Below are 23,837 nucleotides of genomic sequence, written 5' to 3' on the forward strand. Positions count from 1 at the left end.
GGATGACACAGACCTTGTGGCTTGGTTTCGTGTTAACCCGAAGAGAGCTGTCCCAGCGCTATCGAGGCACTGTGTTGGGTCCCCTATGGCCTTTTCTATATGCCGGACTCTTACTGGCCATGTTCACCTTCGTGTTTTCGCTCGTGCTGAAGGTGCGCTGGTCGCCGGCCGACGAGGTGCGTCCGAACGAGGGCGCGCTGATGATTTTCGCCGGATTGGTTCCCTACTTGTTTATCGCTGAAGTCCTTACTCGGTCTGCGACCTGCATTACCGGGGTGCCGAATTTCGTCAAGAAGATCCGCTTCCCGCTGGCCCTGCTGCCGATGGTCGTTGTGAACAGTGCGCTTGTACTCGCTGCAATCAACGCTCTGATACTCGTTGGTGCGGTCGGTCTCATCTGGCACGCAGTGCCGGGAACCGTCCTGATGTTGCCGATGCTCTTCGTGCCGCTAGCGGCATTGGGGCTCGGACTGGCTTTCCTGTTCGGCGTTCTTGGCGTCTTTTTTCGCGATCTGGCGCAAGTCAGTCCGCTGTTGGCACAGTTGGCGATGTTCCTGGCGCCAGTTTGCTATCCTACCTCAGCGGTGCCGCCGGCGTTCGCCACAATCATCGAACTGAATCCGATCACGTGGTTCGTGACGGCGTTCAGAAATTTGGTGCTAGACGGTCTCGCCCTGCCAATCGGCGATTGGGCCGTCCACTCGCTCGCGTGCCTCGTATTTGCGCTCGCGGCATTCGCCTTCTTTCAACGAACGCGGCGCTCTTTCGCCGACCTGCTGTGACTATGAGCGCTCCCGACCCGACGCAAGCGTATCGACGCGCGCTCGCCGGGCTGCTTTCGCCGCACATTGAGAGCTACACGGTGGTCGATGTGGGTGCGCATGGCACCGACGGAGCCGACGTTTATGTCCCGGCCCTCAACGCCAAGGACGCGATCGTGATCGGCTTCGAGCCCAACGCGCTTGAGTGCGCCGATCTCAACGCAAAATGGTCTGAACGCCGCAAGTTCTTCCCTTACGCCATCGGCAATGGAACGCCCGGCATCTTTCACGTCTGCCGGACGCCGCTCACCTCCTCCTTGTTAAAGCCCAATCGGCCTGTGCTCGCAGAGTTCGAGGGCCTCGCGGAGATGTGCGAGGTCACGGAGGAGATCCCGATCGAGACGGTCCGCCTCGACGATATCCGCGAAATCGGCGCCGTGGATTTCCTGAAGATCGATATCCAGGGCGCAACGCTCCTCGCGCTTGAGAACGCCGAGCGACTGCTGGCACGCACCCTCGTGGTGCACGCGGAAACGGAATTCGCCCAGATTTATGCTGGCGAGCCCTTGTTCTCCGAATGCGAGATCTTCCTGCGCCGCAGAGGGTTCATGTTCCACCATTTCCACAACATCGAAGGCCGGCGGATGATGCACGGGGGATATACGGTCGGTCGGGCGCCGTCACAGACGCTCTGGGCCGACGCCGTTTTCATTCCGTCCTTGCCGCGGCTCGACCAACTATCGAGTCGCGACTTGGTTCGCCTCGCTTGGACGATGGAGGCAGTTTACGGTGCCTCCGACATTGCCATGGCTTGCTTGGCGCGTTGCCGAGAGGTCGATACCATCCATCTTGCTGGCAGCTACCACAGTCTGTTGGCCGAGTACGGGTTGCTGGCATGAGCGCCGTCGCTCTTGATTACGTGCCGCCGGAGGGAAGCGACAGCGCCCCCGTCTTGTGCGTCCGATCCATTAGCAAGCGATATGCTCTTTATCGCAGTCCCGGCCACCTGTTAGCGAAGGCGCTGCTTGGATCGATGCTCCGGGAGCCGCCGGCCTACGTGGCGCTTGAGGACGTAAACTTCGATCTAATGCCTGGCGACGCGCTCGCGGTTATCGGCCGCAATGGCGCCGGCAAGAGCACGCTGCTACAGATTCTTTCGGGCGTGCTTAAGCCTTCGAGCGGTTCGGTCGACATGTTGGGACGCGTCGCCGGTCTGCTCGAGCTTGGCAGCGGCTTCAACCCCGAATTCACCGGGCGTGAAAACGTGTTTATCAACGGAGCCATACTTGGCCTGACCGAACGCCAGATTCGTGCCCGACTCCAAGACATTATTGCCTTTGCCGACATCGGCGACTACATCGACCAACCGGTCAAAACGTACTCAAGCGGAATGTTCCTGCGCCTCGCGTTCAGCGTGGCGATCCATGCGGAGCCCGACCTGCTGCTCGTGGATGAAGCGTTGACAGTTGGGGACGTGTTCTTTCAGCAGAAGTGCTACGCGCGGCTGAACGAACTCCGAAAACGCGGAATGACCGTACTGCTCGTTACCCACTCGATGGCCGACGCAGCCGAGTTCTGCAATCGGGGTATTGTTCTCTCGCAAGGACGGGTGGTCTTTGAGGGTTTAGGCAAGGAAGCGGTTGAATATTATTTTCATCACGAATACGGAACACCGACTGGCCGCGGGAAAATTGCCGCGCAATCGGCAAGCCCAGGCACGTCCGATAGCCGGGACGCGACGGTCCAGCCAAACCAAGATCAGGATCAGGATCCTTTTCAAGTCGATCGAAAGGCTACGATCGACTTGACCGCTGTCAAGCAGTTCGGCCAGCCGTCGATCCAAGCGCTTAAAGCAGTGATCACAGGGCGCGACAACAAACCGCGGCGCGTTTTCCAACAAGGCGATTGGCTACGGATCTACGTGGACTTCTTCGTTGGCGAGCGCGTCGAGGTCCCCCTGGTCGGCGTTCAGTTGATCAACGCGAAAGGTATTCTCGTTCACGGGCGCAACTCACTGCAGTTCGAGGCAGTGCCTCCTTCGATAGCAGGCGAAGGCATGACGTTGCGCTGCATGCAAGAGTTTAAGCTGGATGTTGATGTCGGCGAATATACTCTCGAGACCGGGCTCGCCGAGTTGCCGAAGGCGGTCTTTCAACGCCGGCAATCTTATCCGCCATCCGAGATAGTCCCACAGATCCGTTTGCTGTCCCACGTAACTGGGATTGCGGCGATTTCAGTCATCTATCGGCATCACGGGAACCCATGCTTGTTCACCCACTACGGGGTTGCCGATCTACCCAGTCACCAGCACCTAACCCTTCTGCCCTAAGCGGCCACGCGAGAGTCCGATCCGGTAAAATGATCTCCTACTCCCAAAACTTCGAGGATGTGCTCCTCGCGAGGCTTTTCCAAGGGCAGTCGAACGGTTTCTACATCGACGTCGGCGCTTGGGATCCGACGCTGCATTCGGTGACGAGGCATTTTTACGATCTCGGCTGGTCTGGCGTTAATATCGAACCGGTTCTGCGGCAACATCAGCTTTTTGTTGAAGAGAGACCGCGCGATCGCAACCTCAACGTTGCAGTGGGCGACACGACCGGACGGCTGCGCTTTTTCGAATGTAAGGACCTGACGTCGCTCTCAACAGCGAACGAAGCTCAAGCTGAAGCCTTGCGAGCCGCCGGGCACGAAGTCGTAAACTACGAAGTCCCAGTGATAACTCTCGATGATGTCCTCGCTACCTGTGGGGACCGCGTCGTCGACTTTCTCAAAGTTGATGTCGAAGGTTTCGAAGCGGCGGTGCTGCGCGGTGTTGACTGGCAGCGACGTCGTCCCCGCGCGCTCGTGGTAGAAGCAACCTTGCCCTCGGTGAAGATCGAGGACTGGGACCGGGTTGACGACATTCGCAACTGGGATAGCTGGGAACCCCTCCTGCTTGCCTCGGGCTACCAGCTCGCGTGGTACGACGGCTTGAGCCGATTCTATTTGCGCAACGAGGATGAAGGTCTGCGAAGACGGCTTTCCCTCCCGCCCTGCGTTCATGATGGGTTCGAGCTTGCGGAAGTCCACGAGCTCAAGCGCAAGCAGCAAATGCTGATGAAGGAGCGCGAGGATGTCCTGAGCGCCAACCAGCGTCTGGAGACTGCGCTAAATGCGATTGAGTCCGACCGGGACGAGAAATCGCATGTGGTGGAGCGTCTTGTCGGTGAAGTCGCCGAACTGAAAAGCAATCGGCAGGCGCTGATGAATGAATGCGGGATAATCTTGCAGGCAAATCAGCGGTTGGAGACCGAATTGCGCTCGGTCGAAGCGGACCGGACCGAAAAATCACAGGTAGTCGAACGCCTTGTCAGGGAGTTAACCGAGTTGAAGATCGCGCGTCAGGCATTGATGGACGATCGCGAGAATGTCTTGAAGGGCGCTCTGCGGCTTGAATCCGAATTCCGAGCGGTTGAGTCGGATCGCGCGGAGATGTCGCGGATTGTCGAGCGGCTCACCGCTGACCTTGAGCATTCTGCGGTTACCAGCGCCATCCAACGACGCAAGCTGGCCGCGAAGGACCAAGTAATCGAGTCAATTGCCAGTCGCGGACTCAAGAGCAAAGCGCTGCTTGGCGGCTTCCCCGACATTCTGGTGCGGAGACAGCACGTAACCCCTGTTTACGGGGACTACTTCCCCCCCGAAGGCGTCGCGCAAGGCGTGCATGTGGCGATCGACACGCTCGAAATCGTCTTTGGTGTCTCGGGGGGAGTCGAGACGTACATGAAGATGCTAACTGGTGCATTGCTCCAAGGCGGCCGACGGATCACACTCATTTGTCTGCCAGATCAAGTGGCATCCCTGCGCCGACTTTTTGATACTCGGGTCGGTTACTTCGTGATGCGTGAGAGCCGCGCGGTCGGGTTGTCAATCGAGGTTTCGAACCGCCTGCGCGGTCGATCAAGCCGCCTGACTGCAGCGAGTTCGCTGGCCACGTTCGCACATCTTCGCGAAGACATCGGCGTCGATATCCTCCATAGTCCGGTTCAGATATTTTCGACACTTGATTTCCGCGTTCCATCCGTCCTGAACCTGCACGACCTGCAACATCTTCACTTCCCCGAGAACTTCACGCCGTCAGACATCGACGCGCGCAACCGGCTCTACGGCTTGTCGGCCTCACTCGCCGATGCGATCGTGGTTTCCTCCGATTTTGTTCGCAACGATCTCATCAACCAAATGCAGGTGCCGGCGGCCAAAGTGTTTACGGTGCCTGTCACCTGGGATCCCATGGTGATTGCGGGCCTAGATACTTTCAGCTTGCAGGATGCTACCGCGCATTACAAATTGCCGTCGACATATGCGATCTACCCGGCGCAGTTCTGGCCGCACAAGAACCATGTCAGGCTCGTTCGGGCATTGCGGATCTTACGTAACAAACGGCCCGACATCGATTTGAAACTCGTATTCACCGGCTATCGCGGCCATTCCGGCTGGCCCGCGGTGAAGGCTACGATCGAAGAGCTTGGACTCGAAGGGGACGTGATTTGCCTCGATCATGTTCCCGTGGGCCACCTAGCCGCCCTTTATAAGGGCGCCGTTTATTGCATTGTGTCGTCAATCTTCGAGGCTTCAAGCTATCCGGTCATTGAAGCGCAAGTCCTGGGGGTGCCTGCGATGTGCTCCAACATCACTTCACTGCCGGAACTGATGCGTGACGGGGCGGGCCTCCTGTTCGATCCTTTTGATGTGGAGGATATCGCGGCCAAAATGCTGCTGTGGCTTGATAATCCTGAAGATGGCAGAGCCCATGCCGACCGGGCGCGATCGAAGGCACGCCAGGAACATAGCCTTGAAAACTACGTCGCTGGCCTCGCGCGGGTTTATGATTATGCCGCCGCAGCAGGAAAAATAGGTCCAGAATCCGGGGCTCACAACATCTGTCCTAGTCCTGGCGCCCCCGAAGAGTTGAAGCGATTTCTAGACGTTGAAATATCATCGATATACCGTGAGCGAACCGAATGAATATTCGATACCAAGTCTCGAAACCGGTGTTGTGCGGCAATGAGAAGCGTTATGTAGTCGATGCTCTCGATTCAGGCTGGATTTCAAGTAACGGTGCCTACCTGCAGAAATTCGAGGAGGCCATCGCCCGGACGCTGCGGGTCGATGAATGCCTTTCTTCCAGCAACGGAACGACGGCGCTTCACTTGGCGTGCCTGGCGCTTGGTTTGAAGCCAGGCGACGAAGTCATCGTGCCTTCCCTCACTTATGTCGCTTCGGCAAATGCTGTGCGTTATTGCGGAGCGACGCCCGTGTTCGCCGATTGCGATCCGGTAACATGGAACGCAACGGCCGAACTCATCGAAGAGGCTTGGACTCCGCGAACCGTCGGCGTTCTCGCCGTTCATCTTTATGGGATGCCAGCCGATATCGAGAGGATCGCGAGGCTGTGCCGGGAACGCGGAGCGTGGCTATTGGAGGATTGCGCCGAAAGCCTAGGCGCGACTGTTTTCGGGAGACCGACCGGCAGTTTGTGGCGATGCATCGACATTCAGTTTCTACGGTAACAAGACCATCTCGACCGGAGAAGGCGGCGCATTGTACGTCCGCGATCCCGAGCGTCGCCGCCACGCAAGGATGCTGCGCGGTCAAGGAATGGATCTGAACAGGAGGTATTGGCATCCGATCATCGGTTACAACTATCGAATGACCAACATTGCGGCAGCGATCGGTCTCGGTCAGATTGAGATGCTCGACTTCCATCTCGCCGAGCGCCGGCGTATCGCCAAGCGTTACTTCGCGCAACTGCGGCCGCTCGAGGCCGAGGGGTTGCTCAAGCTCCCAGTACAAATCGAGGGTTACGAGGGCACCTATTGGCTATTCTCGGCCGTGCTACCGACCGGTGGCGAGAAGCGGCGCGCCGCTATCATGCGCGACTTGGCCTCAGATTACGGCATCGAGACACGGCCATTTTTTGTCCCGATGCATCGCCTGCCGATGTACGCGTCGGGCCAGTCGCTCCCGCACACGGACTTCTTATCGGCGCACGGCATGAATTTTCCGACTTATACAGGCTTGCACGACGGCGAGATTGACGAGATCTGCACCGCGATCGCACACCTCGCGCGGAATGTTTGATCGTCTGGCTCCGCCCCGAAATGTTACTAGTCTCCGACGTCATCTCGATTATGGGGTCCGGTGCAAACAATAACGCTCATCTAGCCCCTGGACTTATTCAAACGAAGACTTGTGGAACGCCACTATGAACGATCTTGAGCGTAGTCTCGCTTTCACGCCTAGTGCAGTGCAGCTCTCCTACGTCCGGAGCTTGCCGCGCGCGGAGCTGCCCCGGTTCTCGGTCGTTGTGCCGTCCTTCAACCAAGCAGCCTTTCTCAGGGGGACGCTCGAGAGCGTACTCGCGCAAGACTACCCGAACGTGGAAATCTTTGTAGCCGATGGCGGTTCGACCGATGGGTCCGCAGCAATTCTTGAAGAATACGCGCGAGCTCATCCGGAGGTCCTGCGTTACGACAGCCGCCCCGACGGGGGGCATCATCATGGGGTGAACAAAGGCATCGCGAATACGACGGGCGACGTCATAGCCTGGATCAATTCCGACGACGTGTATCTGCCGGATACGTTTTGGAAGGTAGCCACTTTCTTTCACTACAATCAAATGGCGATGGTGGTTTATGGTCGCAATCGATATGCGGACCGCGATCTCAAGCCGGTCGTCGACTATCCGGTCGATTGGAGTCCGCTGCTTTCCGAGCAGCGGCGGCGCATGATGCACTTCTGTTTGGTACCGCAGCCATCGCTATTCTTCAAGCGAATGGCGGTAACGCTCTGCGGCGCGCTCGACTCCAAGATCCTCGATTACGAGCTCTGGATGAGATGGCAGAAGGATCTACCTTTCTATTTTTGCGATGACTATTTTTCACTGTCGCGGTTGCACGACGACGCGATTACGGCGAATGCCGACCATCGGCTGCTGAGCGGCATTTGCGAAACCGTGCACCGTTATTACGGCATCGTGCCGTTTAGCTGGGCCTTCAAGTACGCCTACACCGTCGAACACGGGGCCGCATGGGCCCGCGGTGAATCGCCAGCGGCGGGACGTAAAGTTCAGCTTATGGCTCGCTGGCATTGGATGGTGATGAACTTGCGCTGGGCGCCGCGCCTCGCGTCACGCTCGATACGTTACTTCAGGGCTTGGGCTGCCCAAGCGCGGCGCATCGCCGCTTGAGGAGAAAGATTCCATGAATAAGGTACCAGTCCCGATCACCGTCGTCGTACCGTCCTACAACCAAGGTCGCTTCATCGACGAGACCCTGTCTAGTCTGCTTGACCAAAGTTATCCCGCGCTCGAGATCATCGTAATGGATGGAGGATCGACCGACGACACCGTCGAACGGCTCAAGCGCTATCGAGACCGCATTATCTGGGTCAGCGAAAGGGATGATGGTCAATCGGACGCGATCGCGAAGGGCTTCGCAAGGGCTCGCGACGGTTGGCTCGCTTGGCTCAACTCGGATGACGTGCAGTGCAATCGCGCTCTTTGGGAGATTAATGAGGTCGTGGCGCGCAATCCGGATGCCGAAGTCGTCGTTGGCAAAGGTCATTATATGGACGAATATGGTGGCAACCCGAGGCCATATCCGACGATCTCGGTTGGTCCGAAGATCGATGTCGTAAGGGAGATATTCGAGAGAGGTTATCTCGCCCAGCCTTCGGTGTTCTTCCGTAAGTCCACCTATGTCAAAATCGGCGGCGTCAATCCTACGCTGCGGTTTTGTATGGACTACGATCTGTGGGCCCGCTTCGCGCTAGCGGGATGTCGCTTTGTCGGGTGCGACGCCGACATTTCGGGTAATCGTTGGTACGCCACGACCAAGACGGCGGGTCAGACGCTCGATCTGCTGGCCGAGGTTTCGGCGGTGCAGGCACGGTATTTTGGCCGGGTTTCCCCTTATTTCGTGCAGGCGATCAGCGACAACCTTTACCAGACCTTCCATGGCAACCACCATGGTGACAAGCATCATGTGCTTTATCGCGTGCTCTACTTCAAGGCAGTCTGGCTGTGGTTCAACGTCCGACGGCCGCTTTACTGCTTGCGTGGGCTGTTTTGCGAGACGATCGCGAAGTCCGGTCCTCTCGTCGGCGATAAGCTTATGGCCCGAGACTACTGGCGCGGCCTGCTGAAGGCAATCGGCCGACCGCGAGTAGCGCAAGGACGATGAGCTTGGAAATTCTCGTGCTGCGACCGGATTATGCGCCGATGCTCACCGAGCTCTTTGGGCGTATCGCCGCTGACCCGCTGGGCGGCCACTTCCATCCGCATCCGTTCACCGCGGCCGAGGCTGATCGCATCTGCAACTACGGGGGACGGGACCGATACTTGGCGCTCCGGGTCAACAATCAATTTTTGGCTTATGGAATGTTGCGCGGCTGGGATGAGGGCTTTTCGGTTCCGAGCCTTGGGATCTATGTCGCGCAAGAGCTCCGCGGATCAGGCGCATCACGGCTCATGATGGAGCACCTGCATCTGACCGCTCGCCTATCAGGCGCTAAGCGGATCCGGTTAAAAGTGTATCCAGAAAATGTCTCGGCTTGCAAACTCTACGTGTCCCTCGGCTACCAGTTTTCCGATCCGGTTGCTGAAGCAGAGCAGCTCGTGGGGTTTCTCGAGCTCTAGAGGAGGGATGATTGCAATTGGACCGGCTCGCCAATCTTCAGAATATCTCTCGGCTGAAAAGGATCCTTCGTCAACTCAGCGGATACCGGCTCGGTCAACTTGAGGCCTATGCTCCCCGTCCGATCGGCCTCCCTTCCGACCTCGACACCGAGCCCTACACGAGTCCACTCAAGTTTTCGCTCGTTACGCCCGTGCGAGACCAGATAAATTTCGTTGGTCAGACGATCGAGAGCGTTATCAGACAGCGCTTTTCTCCGCTCGAATACATCGTTATGGACGGCGGTTCAACTGACGGGACCGCCGAGCTTGTTGCGCAGTACGACGAGCATTTGTCTCACTTCGAGAGCCAAAAAGACGAGGGGCAAGCGGACGCGATCAACAAAGGTTTCGCGCGCGCATCAGGAGATATTCTTGGTTGGCTTAATGCTGACGATTTGCTGCTTCCCGGAGCTCTCGAGTACGTCGCCCGCTTTTTCGCGTCGCATCCGGACGTGGATGTGGTCTACGGCGACCGGATCATCATCGATGCCGAAGGGAACGAAATCGGACGCTGGATTCTGCCGAGCCACTCCGACTGGGTTCTCTCGTGGGTCGATTATATCCCTCAAGAAACGCTTTTCTGGCGGCGCAGCCTTTGGGAACGAGTTGGGCCATATGTCGACACTTCCTTCAATTTTGCGATGGATTGGGAATTGTTGGTCCGCTTCCGGGAATTCGGCGCTCGTTTTCGTCACTTGCCCCGTTATATCGGCGCTTTCCGCGCGCATTCCGACCAGAAGACAACAGCCCAGATCAGTTTGGGCAGGACGGAAATGAACAGAATCCGCGCTCGTTGTTTGGGCTATGCTCCATCAACGGCGGCGTTGAGGCTCGCCGTCGCGCCCTATCTGCTCCGCCACGTCGCGAGGGAATGGCAATGGCGGTTATCACAGGTCTTTCCCGCCAAAAACGACTTATCGCTATAGCGCCGACTATCATCTCAAGCAGATGCTCGGCTCTACTATGCCGGCGCAATAAACGACCTGACCAGACACACGAAAATGAAGGACAATATCGAAATGAAAAAAGCACTTATTACCGGTATTACCGGACAGGATGGCGCCCATCTCGCTGAACTCCTCCTATCCAAGGGCTATGAAGTACACGGCATCAAGCGCCGTACTTCGCTCTTCAACACGGATCGCATCGATCATCTCTACCAGGATCCGCACGAGAAGGATCGTCACTTCATCCTCCACCATGGCGATATGACAGATTCATCATCTCTCGTACGCATCATTCAGCAAGTGCAGCCAGACGAGATCTACAACCTTGCCGCACAAAGCCACGTTGCGGTGAGCTTTGAGGAGCCCGAATACACGGCCAACTCCGACGCGCTCGGAACGCTGCGGGTGCTCGAGTCGATACGCATTCTCAGCCTTGAGAAAAACACTCGCTTCTACCAGGCCAGCACATCTGAACTCTACGGCCTTGTTCAGGAAATCCCGCAGAAGGAAACGACGCCCTTCTATCCCCGGAGTCCCTACGCCGTAGCGAAACTTTACGCGTACTGGATAACTGTCAACTACCGAGAAGCCTACGGCATTTACGCCTGCAATGGCATTTTGTTCAATCACGAGAGTTCGCTGCGAGGTGAAACTTTCGTGACGCGGAAGATTACCCGGGGGTTGGCTCGAATCAAGCTTGGTTTGCAGGATTGCCTATACCTAGGCAACCTAGATGCCAAGCGAGATTGGGGGCACGCAAAGGACTACGTCGAAATGCAATGGCTGATGCTGCAGCAAGATCAACCCGATGACTTTGTCATTGCGACCGGCGTACAATACAGCGTGCGCCAGTTTGTGGAAGCAGCAGCGAATGAAATACACCTCCCCATCGACTGGAAGGGCAGCGGCGTGAGCGAGAGAGGATATGACGCGTCAGGCAACTGCATTGTCGCGGTCGACCCGCGGTATTTCCGGCCTACCGAGGTCGAAACGTTATTGGGTGATGCCAGCAAGGCGAAGGCAAAGCTCGGCTGGGAGCCAAAAATCAGTTTCCAGCAGCTTGTGAAGGAAATGATGGCTGCGGATCTCAGGGCGGCGCAGCGGGATGAGTTGATCAAGCGGCACGGCTTTAGCACCTTCAACTATCACGAGTAAGACAATGCACAAGCATGCCAAGATTTATGTTGCGGGGCACCGCGGGATGGTGGGCTCCGCGATCGTGCGGCGGCTCGAAACAGCAGGTTACAGTAATCTGCTGGTCCGCTCGCATCCTGAGTTGGATCTGACCAATCAAGCGGCCGTTACCGACTTTCTGGCTCATGAGAGGCCGGATTACATTTTCCTGTCGGCAGCGAAGGTTGGCGGTATACATGCCAACAATACTTATCGAGCCGAATTCATATATCAGAATCTCATGATTGAGGCGAACATCATTCATGCCGCCTGGCGAGCCGGCGTGACGCGTCTCCTGTTCCTCGGATCAAGCTGTATTTACCCGCGCGATTGCCCCCAGCCGATCCGCGAGGAGTATTTGTTGACGGGCCCCTTGGAGCAAACCAACGAACCTTATGCGATCGCGAAGATCGCCGGAATCAAGCTCTGCGAGAGCTACAACCGGCAGCATGGAACGCAGTACGTCGCGGCAATGCCGACCAATCTCTATGGTCAAAGCGACAACTATGATTTGAACACCAGTCACGTCTTACCGGCGCTCATCCGCAAGGCTCACGAAGCTAAACAGCGGGGCGAGGCGACGTATCCAGTGTGGGGGTCTGGTTCGCCAAGACGGGAGTTCCTCTACGTGGACGACGTGGCGGATGCCTGCGTGTTTTTGATGGAGTGCACGGACATCCGCGACGGCCTATTTAATGTCGGCACGGGAAAGGATATCACTGTTCGTGAACTGGCCGAAATCGTGAACGAGGTCATCGGCTTCAAAGGAGAGATTGTGTTTGATTCTGGCAAGCCCGACGGAACGCCGCGCAAGCTTCTGAATGTTGACCGCATCCGCGGATTGGGATGGCAGGCTAGAACAGGGCTTAAAGACGGAATCGCCAAAGCGTACGCCGATTTTTTGGGGAGAGCGACTTGAAAGTCGAAGTCGTCTCAAGCTTCTCCTGCACTGCGGCTCACTTCTCAAATCGTACGCTCACGAGCCCGAGTCCCAGTTTACGAGCGTCTTGAGATAGGGCTAATTGCCGAGGCGATGTCGCGAGTGGGATTCTGAGTTGAAGAATTAGGGGATAACCTGGACCGAGGCGTAACCCCGCGAGCTGGACCGTAATCGTACCGCTCGCTTTTGCGAGCGTAACATCGTTCAGTTCCGTATTACGCGACCAAAACTGGACCTCTTGTCGGGGCATTCTGTCATTGATGAACGCCTTGTATTCAATGACTAGCCTTGCATCTTCGCCAGCAGATCCAAGAACAACAAAGCCGAGCTCGGCCAGATTGCCGTCCGACCATACCCCCCAAGACTCCGGGTTCGACCAACCCTGAATCAGCGCGCCCCTATTCTCGCCGTTTCCAAATGTCACCGTGCGTCCAATCTCAAGACGTGGGAGACTGGCAACATCGTATCCGAGGCCCGGAAAGTACCAATCGATCAGACGCAGGGACCCAAAAAAGGACCCGCCGAGCACCACAGCCCCAATGACGAACCATCCGATCATTTGCGAGGCGCGCGGCATCGCGGGACGACGTTTCAACGGAGATGCGGCCACGCTGCCCCGCTTACGTTTTTAGCTGATTTTCGCATAGCGCATAACTGAGAAAGCCATTGTGATAATACCGAATAGGAAGATCGGGAGGCTGCTCCTGCCAATGGCGCGGCGGAGCACGCGCGTGCATTTCCGGAAGCCGCACGGTTCTGGGAATTATAGGGCAACTCGCGCTAAGCCGCCAGAAAGCGCGGCCACGGCTTTGTCGAGTACGCGCTACTCTGCCATCGCATGTTTGCAGAATAATTTTCTGCTCCCGCTTCGATTCGCTCAAATAGGCTTGACAGGCGAGCCTGATTCCGTCTTGACCTTCGGCTATTTGAAGACCTCAATGAAGGCCTTCAGCGTCGGATCTCCCTTCTTTTCCGGCTTCGTGGCGACAACTGGGACGTGTTCCGGCCTGCTGTCTAGATCTTAAACTCATGCCGCCCGCGACCCCCACACCAAGGACGTACATCCATCCCTCGTGGAAATCGAACAGGTGCGAATTGAGGAGCGAACTGAACAGATTTTGGACCACGACAAGCAATCCTATCCAGTTCGCGAATCCATCTCCACGAAACAAAAAGAGGTGGGACAGCCACATCGCGTACAGCACGATGATTCCGGTAATGCCCCATTGGACCGCCACATTGAGTGTCTGATTGTGCGGATTTCGCGTGACGTCGGCAGCAAGTCCGGTCTCTCCGACCGCGTCACGCTCAAACAATGTCTTGATCGAGCCAGTCCCGTTGCCGAAAACCGGCGCGTCCGCGAAAAATCTTAGCGATTTTTGCCAGTATTCCAGCCGCTGCCCAGTCGAGGGGGAGACATTCTGTTTGTAGTATTGCGAGAAGGGGATATTCTGTTTGTAGTATTGGTATTCAGTCGAGATGTCCGCGATGCGGGTGCGCAAATATGGCGAGGTGAACCAGACTGTCATCGCTGTCACTATAGTGCCAGCGAACAGCAACGCGGATTGGCGGCGGTCGAGATGCTTTAATGCGAAGACAATGAGCAAGACCGGGACATAGATGAGTGCCGTGCGTGCCGACACCACGAACGCCATATTAGCGAGAAAGCCGAGCGCCAACGCTGCGCATGCTGCTGCTGCCGCATAGCGATGCTGTTTATATAAGACGACGACGCAGGGCGCGAGTGCCACCATGCACAACGCGAATTCTTGACTCTGATCGATATAGTTCTTTACCGGCACTCCGGCACTTACAGTGGCTGCCAGTTTCAGCTCGGGCGCAAATAGCACAATCCATGAAAGGCCCATCAGCAATGCACACGAAACAAGAAAGGCGATAAATACCCACTCGCCGCGCTGCGATCGCTGAAAATGGTAAAGTAAGAATGGTATCGCGAGCAACTTAACAACCGGCTTGATACCAAGAAGGCTCGCTTGCCACGGAACATCGGCCCAAAGCGTCCCGACCGTCGCAAGGAGCGCGAGTGCAAGGGGAAGCGTGCTGGCAGGTCGCTTGAGAGTGGACAGTAGTGGTTCACGTCGAACTGTTGGCAAAATCAAAAAGAAAATGACGATGCCTAGGATGCCGGTTACGCTGGTCGACCAGGGCAATGCTGCTGCAAGCGCCACTACAGCAAGGTCAATATTTCGAAGTCGTGCGTTATTCGCTCGAGCGGCGTCCGGACCGCTCCACGTTGTACATGCAAGTGAAAGTTCTGCTCCAAACCAACGGATGGCGCCAAGTTTGCTCTTTGAAATCGTGGAAACAGCCTCAGGGGCGCAATTTCCGGACATGTGATCCCTTCAGATCAGGTGCCGCACAGGATTGGTTGGAATTTGCGCGGCGCGATTTTCCAACGAAGTGAGCCTATCTGAATCTGTGAGGAGAAGTCTATGATGCAGAAGACCTTGGTCGTCGGTGCGACGGGCGTGGTCGGCTCGATTATCGCGAATATCCTGGCGGATACTGGTGAAATGCCGCTCGCGCTATCCCGAAAATCAAAATCGGACGCTGCCATTGATTGGTACCAGGGCGATCTGGCCCAAATTCAGGATTTAAACCTTCCGCCGTTTGAAACGTTGATTTGCACTGCTGACGCGCGCCATCTTGCTCCGGCAATGCCTTGCATTATCCATCCGAGATTGAGACGCGTCGTTTTCATAACGTCGACCAGCATAATCACGAAAATAAACTCGGAGGTCGAGAGCGAAAGAGAAAGCGTTAGGGCTTGGGCATCAGCCGAACACCAAATTATCAGAACATGTGAAGAGAGCAGCATCGAATGGACGTGCCTGCGTCCCACTTTGATCTACGCTGAGGGTCGCGACGGAAATATCACTCCGTTAGCCCGTTTGATCGAACGTTTCGGCTTCATGCCAGTAGTCGGAGCCGCACAAGGGCTGCGTCAGCCAGTTCATGCAGAGGATGTTGCCATCGCGGCAGTATCCGCCGCTCGAGAACGCATCGCAGCAAACAAAACATATATACTCTCTGGGAGCGAAGTGATCACCTACCGCGAAATGGTTGGTCGCATCTTTGATGCACTAAGCAAGCGTCGGCGTATTGTTTCAGTTCCGGCGCCCGTCTGGAAGCTGCTATTTGCAATTGCCAAGCCGCTCTTTCCAGGAGCCAACAGCGCATGGGGGACGAGAATGCTGGTTGATCTTGATTTTGATGCGTCAACAGCCGTCCGAGAGCTCGGCTGGCGACCAAGAGGATTCCATCCCGTTTTCAAGAACGGCCCGAAAACTCCAGGTCCAGGCCAGTGACGTCTGGCGCCGGCTGGCGCCATACAAGCGGATCGGCTTTAAACCAAAGGCGCGGTACAACTACGCGCTAAGAACGGAGCCAGGATTGACAGCGTCATCCGCTCGGCGGCTGTTGAAATAGTGGCGGCTTGTCGTCGTCAATGGCCAGATTGTAACAGCGTATCGTCCTTCCAGGCAGCATGAGCGCCGGCTGCTTGTAACGCGCATCAGAAGCTCTCTCCCCTCCCACCAAGTAAACACTCTGCGGACCAAATAGGTCCGGATGATCGATATCGCCGTGAAGATGATGGTGATGCAGACGCTCTGGCCGAACTTGACGTGGAACCCGAACAGCGGGAGCACGGCAAAGTTAGCCAGGATGGAGATGATGAAGGCGACCGCGTTGCTCGCGAGCGCCTCCACCAAAGACATTAGCTTCGACTGAGCCATCAGAGACCCGCTACGCTGGCCAGCGCCAGGCCTACAGCAGCGTTTGACGCCGCCTTCGATGGTCTTCATAACCCTACTGAAATGCAGCGCCATGGCCTCGTCGATGTCAGCGTAGAGCTGCCCGACGGTGTTGTCGTTGTGGATCGTGAAATCCGGTTTGAGACGATCGGTGCGCTCAGAGTCGTGGACGCCCCACATCAGCCCGAACTTGTCGTACAGGAACTCGCCGAGCTTGCCCCACTTGAACTTCGCCGGCTTGGTGCCCGGACGCTTGATCATGATGACCACGCCACCGCGGCGACGGATCGCGTCAGCCTCGTTCGGGAAGCGGACGGAATCGTTCATCACGGAATCGCCGTCCTCGATGCCGCGCTCCCAGGTGTTGGCCCAGAGGTTATCGCCGATCAGCTTGCGACCCCACTCCGTCCCCAGGGTGATCTGGGCATAGCGCGAGGTCACGCCCAGCTCTGGGATCACACACTCCTTGAGATCGCCCTCCAGGTAGCGCGTGATCATGTCGCTCGACATGCCGTTCGCCTTGAGCAGCACCGCGAGCATCGCCCGCAGCGGATCGGCGATGTGACGTCTCTTGATCCCGTATTTCTTCTCCAAATAGAGCGCTGCAGTCGTTTTCCCCGACTGAGCAAATCCCGCCAAACCAACAACTGTCATTTTCTTTCCTTTCAATTTGCATTCATGCAAGCCGCTTGGCAAGCGAAGTCGCCGTACAGCTCCTTGGCTTTCGCCTCGTAGGCTGCAGCTCCTTCCTCGACCGTATCGAACGTGCCGAGGCTTACAGACTTGCCGTTGATCTTGATGCGTGCCCTGAAGCGACCTTTGCCGTTGCTATGGACGCCTCTGAATCCAGTTTTGCTATTTGACCGCGCACCTTGGTTCGCGTTCTGCTGAGCGTCACTCGCCAGTCGCAAATTGGACCAGCGATTGTTGCTGCGAACCCGATCCTCATGATCGACCGTGAACCCCGCTGGTGGCAGCTCTCCAGTCATGTAGAGCCAGGCCAGATTGTGTTCGTAATAACGAACACCATCGACCGCGATCACTCGGTAGCCGTGCGACCACTTGCAGCCAGCCCTCCTTCCAACCATCCAAGCGACGGATTGGGGAGGAGAGATCCAGGTGAACTCTCCGCCCTCAGGATCGTAGCTCAGAACTTCCTTCAGTCTTTGTTGTACTAGCATATTTGCATTCACGCAAATCACTAGGCAGCCAAAGACGGCGCCGGCACGCGGATCACCCGCTTCCCTGGCCGCCACTTGCCCTTCTGCATAGTGGCGAGCGAGCGCTTCCCATCCGGATACTGGATGGTCACGGTCACCGCCCAGCCCGACAGGCCTTTGTTGTAGCCGTGGCGCAGGTTCATCACGCCCGAGACGTAGACACCCTCGTCGATCTCCGGGCTGTGCTTGTCGCCGATCGACATCTTGCGGCCGGCTTTGGCGAAGCCGCGCACGGTGCCACGCGCTCCGTTGGAGCCGCGGAAGCCGTGGTTGCCGACCTGGATGCCGTCGATCAGGTAGCTGTAGCCGTCCACGCACCACTCGACCAATTCGCCCAGCTCGGGGCGCTTGATCCGGATCGCGTGTTCGAGCAGCGAGAACTTCGGCACCGGCAGGTCATTGTCGAGCGCATGCGAGCGCGCCTCGACGTAGCCGAGATACGCATCCTCCAGCTGGAGGCCGTAGCGGATGTTGGTGCCGTCGTTGCGGTACCGGCCCTCGCGGACGTACTTCTCCAGAGCCAGGTCATGGTTGCCCTCCGCCACGATGATCTTCCGATCATGGCGGGCGGCCAACATCAGGAAGTCGCCGACGCCCTCGACCTCGTTCTCGACGCTGTCGCGGCCACGGATCGCCATTTCGTAGCTGTAGGCGTTGTCATTGACGTGGTGGTGGTTCCGCGCCTCATTGTCGAAGATGTCGTGGACGATGACGTTCTCGGGGTTGAGGACGTCGATCATGCTGTTGAGATACTGAGCGCGACCGCCGCGCATGTCCCATCCGAAGATGGCCATGCAGTTGGTCTGGTCGATCTTCCGGACGTGGATGTCCGGCATGGTGATCGCCTTCACGCGATGACCGACCGTGACCTCAGCGTTCGCCACATGGGCGTCGAGGTCGTAGAATGAGCCGTCATCGCCAGCAGTGATCTGGCGGCAGAACACGTCGCCGTCCTCGTCGAACTGGACGACGGTGGCGCCAACCACCTGGTGGAAGATGGACTTCACGCCGGCCTTGCGCGGGATGACCTTGGGCCGCGTCACTGCGCCCGACGTCATGACCTGATGGGCCTGGATTGTCGGATCATCGGAGGGTACGGACTTCAGCTGGCGCTTGGCGTGCGGGAACACAGCCCAGCGACCGCGGCTGTAGGTCACGAGGTCCGAGATCGGCTGCGAGGCGGTCGGCAGCGTGTTCATCTCGCCGCAGAACACGAAGTTGTCGCCGAAACTTCATCTGGCCGAAGCACAGATATGGCGTCAGCTCGGTGGCGTAGGCACGCGCGGTCGGGTTGTTCTCGGCCCACCACTGGGTCTCGTAGGTCCACGGCCCCACAACGATCTCGGCGTTGAGGTAGGCGGCATAGGCCTGGAGGTTGGCCCAGAACTCCTCATGGATCGGCGCATCGTTCTGCGCGCCCGTGAAGATGATGTTGCGGTTGCGGCAGTCTGCGACGGGAGCGACACGCAGGGTGTCGGTCATCCAGGTCCGCGGGGTTCCTTCCTTGATGACGTAGTTGCCGACCGTTCGGTCGTAGCGGTGCACCAGGTAGGAGTCGATGATGATGGCGTCCGAGTTGATGACCGGATATTTCGAGGCGGTGATGAGGGAGGTGACTTCCGACGACAGGGAGACCGCACGCGCGTGGGCATGGTCTTCGGCGGACAGTTCTTCGCCGACTTCCTTGGCGCCCCGGGTGACGGTGGCGGCGGGCTGCGGCGGAATGTAGAGCGACCAATCGACCGCGAAGTGCGGCTTGCGCTTGCGCTTCAGCGCCTCTTCGGCGCGGACCCAGTTGGGGTAGTTGATGCCTTCGCGGCGCTCGGCGGTCTTGGTGGCAGAGGCGAGGCCCCCGCGCTGACCCTGGGGGTGATACCCGAGCTGCAAGAGGTCTTCGACGACCTTCTTTCTGCGGGCACGTTCTTCGGTGGACAGTGTCATGGAACCCCATGGATGAATGGAAATTCTGGTTGACGCCCTACCACAGAATTTGCATTCATGCAAATTTGACTGCAAATCGGGCGCAAAAAAAGGGGGCCCCCAGCCCGAAGGCCAGGGGCAAGTCTCAGATCGCCGGTCTTATCCCGCCGGCTTTAAGGCCAAGTACTTCATGATGCGATCGACCACCGCATCGGGCATCTTCATGACCGACTCGGAGAGCAGGTCCATTCGTTCGGTCAGACGGCTCTCGATCGAGCGCACGGTTTCCCAAGAGGCGTACTCTTCCGCGAGCTTCAGCTTCAGGTCGCTGATCTCTTTCTCCAGGGCGTGGTTCTTGTTGGTGGCTTCGGTACGCGCCTTCTCGACCCCGTCACGCGCCTCTTTGCGGGCATTCTCGACGCGGCTTTCCATGCGGTACCAGACGCCGCTGACGAAGCCGGCGGCGGCGATGAGCGGGCCTGCGAGGCTCGCGAGGTAGGACAGGACTTCTCCCGGCGTGGTGGTCACTTGGTTGCTCCCAGAGCATCGATCTCTGCGAGGCACTCAGCGACCCCTTCGATGCGGTTATCAGCTTTGATGAGGGCCGCTCGGTATTGCGCGATCAGCGCCACCTTGCTCATGCCCGGTTTGATCGGCGGCACGGGCACCTTCTGTGCCGCCTTGATGCAGTCCCCCAGGGTGGGAGGGCCATCGCCCAGGGTCTCGTTACCGGATGTCAAGCAACCGGCGAGACTCAGCGGCAGTGAGGCGATCACCGCCGCGCGCAGGGCGCTTCGCCAGATCTTTCTCATACTTCTTCACTTTCAGGTCGAGCTGTTCGTTGATGCGAGCCTGCTCTTCGAGCCAGCTCTTCACCTTGGGCGGCACCGGCTGACTCTCGTCAGGGCAGCGCGGATGCCGGGTCTCCTTGGGGCCATTGCACTCGTAGAAGGGGACCTGCTCCTTGGGCTGCTGTGCAGCAGCCAGCTTGAGCTTGGTCTCTCCCAGCTCCTTGCGGAGCGCGGCGATGGCAGGTTCCTGGCTCTCGACCCCTCGGTGGTGTGCATAACCGATGGCGATGACCGCTACGGCGAGAGCCAGGATGACTTTGCCCTTGGTGGACAATGCGAAGTCCAGGATCGTGCGCGCACGTTCCCGGACCGTGGGGAGGACCCCCACGATCTTTTCGATGATGGACATGATTACCTTCCGAGGTGCAGGCCGAGCTGCTCGTCGCGGAGCCGCGCCTTGATGACGCTGCCGTAGCAACGCCACATGACGAAGCCGAGCACGATGAGGCCGACCCACCAGTAGGGTTTGAGGCCGATGGCCAGGTCTTGGATGGAGTCCATGACCGCCTTCGCGCTCTGGACCTTGCCAACCACCTCCTGCGCCTGATCGAGGACGCCGGTCTGGTCAGCGCCACCGAGCGCGCCGGCACCGACGATGATCTTCGTCAGCGTGGAGCCCTTGGTTGCCGCCTCGATCGTTTCCGAGCCGGCGGCGCGGAGATCATCCACGGTCGCCTCGGAGCGCGCCTGCGACACCGGACGCGGCTCTGTGGCCTTGTCGAGGTGCTCGGTGGTCTCGTCGTTCGGATGACCGGTGATCTTGAGGCCCTCGCGCCGCTGGAACGCGGAAGTCGCGCCCGTGATGAGGTCACCCCAGTCACCGTCGACCTTGCCGACCGGGTAGTTCAGCTCCTTGAGCTTGGACTGATAGATCAGCGTGATGGCCTTGCCGGGCTTGGCGTGCATCTCACCACTATCGAGTCGGCGAGCCCACTGGGCGTCGGCCGCTGCCATCCGGGTGTCGTACTTGTTCTGCTTGTAACCGGTGCCGTTGTAGCCCTTTGCGAAGGCGGCCCAGTTCTTGGCTTTCAGGTAGCGATCCAGACGGCTCGACTTGATCTCGCGGACGAGAGCGTCGATCTGCTCCGCGATGCCGCGGGACAGCTCTTCGACCATGTCCGTGGCACTCTCATAGTGGAGACGCTCGGCGTTGAAGCCCATGGTTTGGCCAAGGCCCCAGGACGCCGCTCTGTTTGCGACTTCCTCGTCGATGGCTCTTGCCTTGGCGATGACGCTGAGGCGGCCGGACGAAGTGCCCTGGTCCTTGTACTGGGTGTTCCGGCTCCAGTGCGGGATCGCGAGGCCTTTGGCGATTGCCGCCTTCAGCTTGCTCGGCTGATGCTCCTGGAGTTCGGAATAGAACTTGTGGCGCTCGAACAGGAGCGTCGGGGTGTGGCCGTCAGTCTCGAACGGCTTGCCCGACGTCTCGCATTCGACCACAGCCAGCAGCGCCGAAGCGGGCCAGCTTTCTTTGTTCGCCGCCACAACGATGGCGTCGATGATCTCTTGACTGAACATTGGGGACTTTCCTTAGAGGTCGTCCGGCGTCAGGCGCAGCACCGTGCCCATCACATCGCCAGGATCGGGCGAAAGCAGCCAATCGGGGCCGCGGTCGCTGTAATCGACGCCGTCGCCCGGTGAGCGACATTCGAGCGTCGACCTGATGCCCGTGCTTTTGATGTACGTGTGGATCGCCTTGTCTACGACGTAGGAGCCGTTGATGCCGTCCCGCATGCGGGTGACGATGATGGTCTGTTGATCTCTGATCCAGGGATCGCCCTTCGCGAGGTCGAAGTTGCCCTGGATCTCCGCTCGTTTGAACGCCTGGGCCTTCGCCTGCGCACCTGCCAAAGCTTCAGCCGCAGATTTGAAGTTCCCAACGAGCGGATATGGCTTATCGCCAGCGCCGCCTTCGAGCAGGCCGGTGATGCCTGCTTCGACGGACTTGAATGATTTGCTTGCCTCGTCCCACCACCGCGTCTTGACGCCGGAAAATTCCGGACGCGCGGTGTGACGAACCTTCCACGTGCCGAAATGCTCCGGCTGAAGGACGAGGGTCGGAAGTGCTACGCCGCTCGCGCTGTTGGTCGAGTCGCGTTTGACGAACATCAGGTTGCCATCAACGATCTTGCCGACAGCGCCAGTCATGCGCTCCAGCTCGTGGATGAGATGGAGGTTGCTGACGACCTGGTTCTTGAAGGGGATTTTGAGGCTGCCGATTTCTTCGCCGATCGACATTCCGAGTCCGGCCTGACCTGCAATCTCGCCGAGAATCTCGGCCACGCTCTTGTTGTCCCAGTTTGCGATCTGGGGCGACTTCTTCATGTCGTTGAAGCCGGTCGAGGTGCCGGTGATCTGGATCGACCGCGGCATGCCCTCGAAGATGACGTCGTCGATCTCGAAGGTGCCCATGTAGGCGAGCCCGACCTCGTCATAGCCGAGCCAGATCTGGAGCTTTTGGCCGCCATATGGTCTGGCAATGAGCCAGTCGCGGTCGTCAACGACGATCTCGCATCGGTCGCCCTCGCCCCCGCCGGCGATGAGTTCGACCTTGATCTGGACGGTCCGATCGTTGAATCGATCGGTGATGTCGACCCCGTCCTTATGGATCCGGTAGATCGGGGTGTAGCCTGTAGACACGCGCGGCCTCCAAAAAGAAAAAGGCCGCCCCGAAGGACGGCCTGTCTGACTCAAGCGTAGCTGCCTGCCACGATTACACGGGGCTTATTTCCTCAGAAAAAGCAGCTATGACTGACTGAACCAGGGGGAATTACTTCCAGAGGAAGAATTGCTTTAGCACCGGAGCCGCGGTGATGGCGCGCGGAGGGTCCGGCAGGTTGATGGTGATCCCGAGCGGCAGAAGGATGCCGCACAGCTCGATGCCGGGGTTCTGATCCATGACCCACTCGGTGATCTGGTTGTTGTTGGACCCGTACCGGTCGTAGACGATGCGGTCGACCCGATCGAACATCTTGGTGACGTAGGTGCTCATCAGATCGGGATCCAATCGCCAGGGGTGACTGACACAAGGTCATCGCCGTATCGCGTCAGTTCGAGCGTGAAGTCGATCTTGTGGGCGATACCGATCGCACCGATCTTCGTCTCGACGGTTCGAACGCGCTTGATGACGACATTGCCGTAGTTCTCGGCGCCCCAACCGACCTTGCCGTCACGCGCGGCCTGAGCGATGCTCTCCCTCGCGTCCAGCTCACCCTTCAGGGGATAGAAGCGGACGAGGATGAGCGGCTTGCCGGCGCGGCCCGCATCTCGCAGGCGCTGGATGGTCGAGAGACCGCCGAAGTGATAGGGGAACATCCGGCCTTCGACGGTGAAGCTCTGCTCGCCGGGGCCCGTGAATTGCATTGCAGGATCGCGCGAGAGACGGTCATTGGAGACCCAGGTGTATTGCGCATCGTTCTGCATCGTCTCGAAGCCAGGCGTGTCCCTGTTCGGAAACGGCACGTAGAAAAGGATCTGGTTGTCAGGCTGTTTGGGGTCGAGCGAACCCAGACCCATGAGCACAGATGCCATGG

26 protein-coding genes are annotated in these 23,837 nt (G+C 58.2%); 13 read left to right on the forward strand and 13 right to left on the reverse strand.

The window, feature by feature from the left end; all coding sequences use genetic code 11:
- Nucleotides 1-2 precede the first annotated feature (2 nt).
- From ABIF91_RS07670 to ABIF91_RS07725, 12 genes are all read left to right on the forward strand, one after another.
- Nucleotides 3-782, forward strand: coding sequence for an ABC transporter permease (locus ABIF91_RS07670; protein ID WP_424578931.1), 780 nt, complete (start codon nt 3-5; stop codon nt 780-782).
- Nucleotides 783-784: 2 nt separating this feature from the next.
- Nucleotides 785-1,660, forward strand: a complete 876-nt coding sequence (locus tag ABIF91_RS07675) for an FkbM family methyltransferase (protein ID WP_424578932.1) — start codon at nt 785-787, stop codon at nt 1,658-1,660.
- Nucleotides 1,657-3,090: an ABC transporter ATP-binding protein gene (locus tag ABIF91_RS07680; RefSeq protein ID WP_424578933.1), complete on the forward strand. Its 1,434-nt coding sequence runs from the start codon at nt 1,657-1,659 to the stop codon at nt 3,088-3,090. The genes ABIF91_RS07675 and ABIF91_RS07680 overlap by 4 nt, the downstream gene beginning before the upstream one ends.
- Nucleotides 3,091-3,119: 29 nt before the next feature.
- Entirely contained in the window at nt 3,120-5,765 is a 2,646-nt protein-coding gene (locus ABIF91_RS07685; protein WP_424578934.1) for an FkbM family methyltransferase, read from the forward strand.
- Nucleotides 5,762-6,310 (forward strand): DegT/DnrJ/EryC1/StrS family aminotransferase, encoded by a 549-nt coding sequence (locus ABIF91_RS07690; RefSeq protein ID WP_424578935.1) that lies wholly within the window; start codon nt 5,762-5,764, stop codon nt 6,308-6,310. The genes ABIF91_RS07685 and ABIF91_RS07690 overlap by 4 nt, the downstream gene beginning before the upstream one ends.
- 7 nt (nt 6,311-6,317) lie before the next feature.
- Nucleotides 6,318-6,881, forward strand: a complete 564-nt coding sequence (locus ABIF91_RS07695; protein WP_424579090.1) for a DegT/DnrJ/EryC1/StrS family aminotransferase — start codon at nt 6,318-6,320, stop codon at nt 6,879-6,881.
- Between the two features lie 124 nt (nt 6,882-7,005).
- The gene (locus tag ABIF91_RS07700) at nt 7,006-7,989 is read left to right on the forward strand and encodes a glycosyltransferase (protein ID WP_424578936.1); all 984 of its coding nucleotides are present in this window, start codon (nt 7,006-7,008) and stop codon (nt 7,987-7,989) included.
- A 13-nt stretch (nt 7,990-8,002) separates the two neighbouring features.
- A complete protein-coding gene (locus ABIF91_RS07705) occupies nt 8,003-8,983 on the forward strand; it encodes a glycosyltransferase family 2 protein (RefSeq protein ID WP_424578937.1) in 981 nt (326 codons plus the stop codon).
- A 2-nt stretch (nt 8,984-8,985) separates the two neighbouring features.
- Nucleotides 8,986-9,438: a GNAT family N-acetyltransferase gene (locus tag ABIF91_RS07710; RefSeq protein ID WP_424578938.1), complete on the forward strand. Its 453-nt coding sequence runs from the start codon at nt 8,986-8,988 to the stop codon at nt 9,436-9,438.
- A gap of 11 nt (nt 9,439-9,449) precedes the next feature.
- The gene (locus ABIF91_RS07715) at nt 9,450-10,403 is read left to right on the forward strand and encodes a glycosyltransferase family 2 protein (RefSeq protein ID WP_424578939.1); all 954 of its coding nucleotides are present in this window, start codon (nt 9,450-9,452) and stop codon (nt 10,401-10,403) included.
- 93 nt (nt 10,404-10,496) lie between these two features.
- Nucleotides 10,497-11,579, forward strand: a complete 1,083-nt coding sequence (gene gmd / locus ABIF91_RS07720) for a GDP-mannose 4,6-dehydratase (RefSeq protein WP_424579091.1) — start codon at nt 10,497-10,499, stop codon at nt 11,577-11,579.
- A gap of 4 nt (nt 11,580-11,583) precedes the next feature.
- The gene (locus tag ABIF91_RS07725; RefSeq protein ID WP_424578940.1) at nt 11,584-12,516 is read left to right on the forward strand and encodes a GDP-L-fucose synthase family protein; all 933 of its coding nucleotides are present in this window, start codon (nt 11,584-11,586) and stop codon (nt 12,514-12,516) included.
- Nucleotides 12,517-12,553: 37 nt separating this feature from the next.
- Here ABIF91_RS07725 and ABIF91_RS07730 read toward each other — a convergent pair whose 3' ends face one another.
- Both ABIF91_RS07730 and ABIF91_RS07735 read right to left on the reverse strand, forming a co-directional pair.
- Complete coding sequence (locus ABIF91_RS07730; protein ID WP_424578941.1) at nt 12,554-13,114, reverse strand: DUF7024 domain-containing protein; 561 nt, start codon at nt 13,112-13,114, stop codon at nt 12,554-12,556.
- A 358-nt stretch (nt 13,115-13,472) separates the two neighbouring features.
- Entirely contained in the window at nt 13,473-14,891 is a 1,419-nt protein-coding gene (locus tag ABIF91_RS07735) for an O-antigen ligase family protein (protein ID WP_424578942.1), read from the reverse strand.
- A 99-nt stretch (nt 14,892-14,990) separates the two neighbouring features.
- Here ABIF91_RS07735 and ABIF91_RS07740 point away from each other — a divergent pair, with 99 nt between their 5' ends.
- Nucleotides 14,991-15,866, forward strand: coding sequence for an SDR family oxidoreductase (locus ABIF91_RS07740; protein ID WP_424578943.1), 876 nt, complete (start codon nt 14,991-14,993; stop codon nt 15,864-15,866).
- Between the two features lie 60 nt (nt 15,867-15,926).
- Here ABIF91_RS07740 and ABIF91_RS07745 read toward each other — a convergent pair whose 3' ends face one another.
- The 11 genes from ABIF91_RS07745 to ABIF91_RS07795 form a co-directional block, all read right to left on the reverse strand.
- Nucleotides 15,927-16,967 (reverse strand): DUF7220 family protein, encoded by a 1,041-nt coding sequence (locus ABIF91_RS07745; RefSeq protein WP_424578944.1) that lies wholly within the window; start codon nt 16,965-16,967, stop codon nt 15,927-15,929.
- Nucleotides 16,968-16,978: 11 nt separating this feature from the next.
- A complete protein-coding gene (locus ABIF91_RS07750) occupies nt 16,979-17,356 on the reverse strand; it encodes an HNH endonuclease (RefSeq protein ID WP_424578945.1) in 378 nt (125 codons plus the stop codon).
- 158 nt (nt 17,357-17,514) lie between these two features.
- Nucleotides 17,515-18,732, reverse strand: a complete 1,218-nt coding sequence (locus tag ABIF91_RS07755) for a hypothetical protein (RefSeq protein WP_424578946.1) — start codon at nt 18,730-18,732, stop codon at nt 17,515-17,517.
- On the reverse strand, nt 18,617-19,474 hold the full coding sequence (locus ABIF91_RS07760; protein WP_424578947.1) for a hypothetical protein: 858 nt from the start codon (nt 19,472-19,474) through the stop codon (nt 18,617-18,619). The genes ABIF91_RS07755 and ABIF91_RS07760 overlap by 116 nt, the downstream gene beginning before the upstream one ends.
- A gap of 138 nt (nt 19,475-19,612) precedes the next feature.
- Nucleotides 19,613-19,981 (reverse strand): hypothetical protein, encoded by a 369-nt coding sequence (locus ABIF91_RS07765; protein ID WP_424578948.1) that lies wholly within the window; start codon nt 19,979-19,981, stop codon nt 19,613-19,615.
- Complete coding sequence (locus ABIF91_RS07770; protein ID WP_424578949.1) at nt 19,978-20,115, reverse strand: hypothetical protein; 138 nt, start codon at nt 20,113-20,115, stop codon at nt 19,978-19,980. The genes ABIF91_RS07765 and ABIF91_RS07770 overlap by 4 nt, the downstream gene beginning before the upstream one ends.
- 64 nt (nt 20,116-20,179) lie before the next feature.
- On the reverse strand, nt 20,180-20,653 hold the full coding sequence (locus tag ABIF91_RS07775) for a hypothetical protein (RefSeq protein ID WP_424578950.1): 474 nt from the start codon (nt 20,651-20,653) through the stop codon (nt 20,180-20,182).
- Nucleotides 20,654-20,655: 2 nt separating this feature from the next.
- Nucleotides 20,656-21,822 carry an N-acetylmuramidase domain-containing protein gene (locus ABIF91_RS07780; protein WP_424578951.1) on the reverse strand — a complete coding sequence of 389 codons (1,167 nt, stop codon included), beginning with the start codon at nt 21,820-21,822 and terminating at the stop codon, nt 20,656-20,658.
- 12 nt (nt 21,823-21,834) lie between these two features.
- Entirely contained in the window at nt 21,835-22,998 is a 1,164-nt protein-coding gene (locus ABIF91_RS07785) for a phage late control D family protein (protein WP_424578952.1), read from the reverse strand.
- Nucleotides 22,999-23,074: 76 nt separating this feature from the next.
- Entirely contained in the window at nt 23,075-23,296 is a 222-nt protein-coding gene (locus ABIF91_RS07790) for a tail protein X (protein WP_424578953.1), read from the reverse strand.
- Nucleotides 23,296-23,835, reverse strand: a complete 540-nt coding sequence (locus ABIF91_RS07795; RefSeq protein WP_424578954.1) for a phage tail protein — start codon at nt 23,833-23,835, stop codon at nt 23,296-23,298. Before ABIF91_RS07795 ends, ABIF91_RS07790 begins: the two co-directional genes overlap by 1 nt.
- Nucleotides 23,836-23,837: the final 2 nt, after the last annotated feature.

This window comes from Bradyrhizobium sp. USDA 241, from assembly GCF_049739505.1.
Taxonomy (GTDB): Bacteria; Pseudomonadota; Alphaproteobacteria; order Rhizobiales; family Xanthobacteraceae; genus Bradyrhizobium; species Bradyrhizobium liaoningense.

Coding starts and splice junctions, on each gene's coding strand:
- ABIF91_RS07670 (WP_424578931.1), top strand. CDS start 3: ATGACACAGACCTTGTGGCTTGGTTTCGTGTTAACCCGAAGAGAGCTG.
- ABIF91_RS07675 (WP_424578932.1), top strand. CDS start 785: ATGAGCGCTCCCGACCCGACGCAAGCGTATCGACGCGCGCTCGCCGGG.
- ABIF91_RS07680 (WP_424578933.1), top strand. CDS start 1,657: ATGAGCGCCGTCGCTCTTGATTACGTGCCGCCGGAGGGAAGCGACAGC.
- ABIF91_RS07685 (WP_424578934.1), top strand. CDS start 3,120: ATGATCTCCTACTCCCAAAACTTCGAGGATGTGCTCCTCGCGAGGCTT.
- ABIF91_RS07690 (WP_424578935.1), top strand. CDS start 5,762: ATGAATATTCGATACCAAGTCTCGAAACCGGTGTTGTGCGGCAATGAG.
- ABIF91_RS07700 (WP_424578936.1), top strand. CDS start 7,006: ATGAACGATCTTGAGCGTAGTCTCGCTTTCACGCCTAGTGCAGTGCAG.
- ABIF91_RS07705 (WP_424578937.1), top strand. CDS start 8,003: ATGAATAAGGTACCAGTCCCGATCACCGTCGTCGTACCGTCCTACAAC.
- gmd (WP_424579091.1), top strand. CDS start 10,497: ATGAAAAAAGCACTTATTACCGGTATTACCGGACAGGATGGCGCCCAT.
- ABIF91_RS07725 (WP_424578940.1), top strand. CDS start 11,584: ATGCACAAGCATGCCAAGATTTATGTTGCGGGGCACCGCGGGATGGTG.
- ABIF91_RS07730 (WP_424578941.1), bottom strand. CDS start 13,114: ATGCCGCGCGCCTCGCAAATGATCGGATGGTTCGTCATTGGGGCTGTG.
- ABIF91_RS07735 (WP_424578942.1), bottom strand. CDS start 14,891: ATGTCCGGAAATTGCGCCCCTGAGGCTGTTTCCACGATTTCAAAGAGC.
- ABIF91_RS07740 (WP_424578943.1), top strand. CDS start 14,991: ATGATGCAGAAGACCTTGGTCGTCGGTGCGACGGGCGTGGTCGGCTCG.
- ABIF91_RS07745 (WP_424578944.1), bottom strand. CDS start 16,967: ATGACAGTTGTTGGTTTGGCGGGATTTGCTCAGTCGGGGAAAACGACT.
- ABIF91_RS07755 (WP_424578946.1), bottom strand. CDS start 18,732: ATGAACACGCTGCCGACCGCCTCGCAGCCGATCTCGGACCTCGTGACC.
- ABIF91_RS07760 (WP_424578947.1), bottom strand. CDS start 19,474: ATGACACTGTCCACCGAAGAACGTGCCCGCAGAAAGAAGGTCGTCGAA.
- ABIF91_RS07775 (WP_424578950.1), bottom strand. CDS start 20,653: ATGTCCATCATCGAAAAGATCGTGGGGGTCCTCCCCACGGTCCGGGAA.
- ABIF91_RS07780 (WP_424578951.1), bottom strand. CDS start 21,822: ATGTTCAGTCAAGAGATCATCGACGCCATCGTTGTGGCGGCGAACAAA.
- ABIF91_RS07790 (WP_424578953.1), bottom strand. CDS start 23,296: ATGAGCACCTACGTCACCAAGATGTTCGATCGGGTCGACCGCATCGTC.
- ABIF91_RS07795 (WP_424578954.1), bottom strand. CDS start 23,835: ATGGCATCTGTGCTCATGGGTCTGGGTTCGCTCGACCCCAAACAGCCT.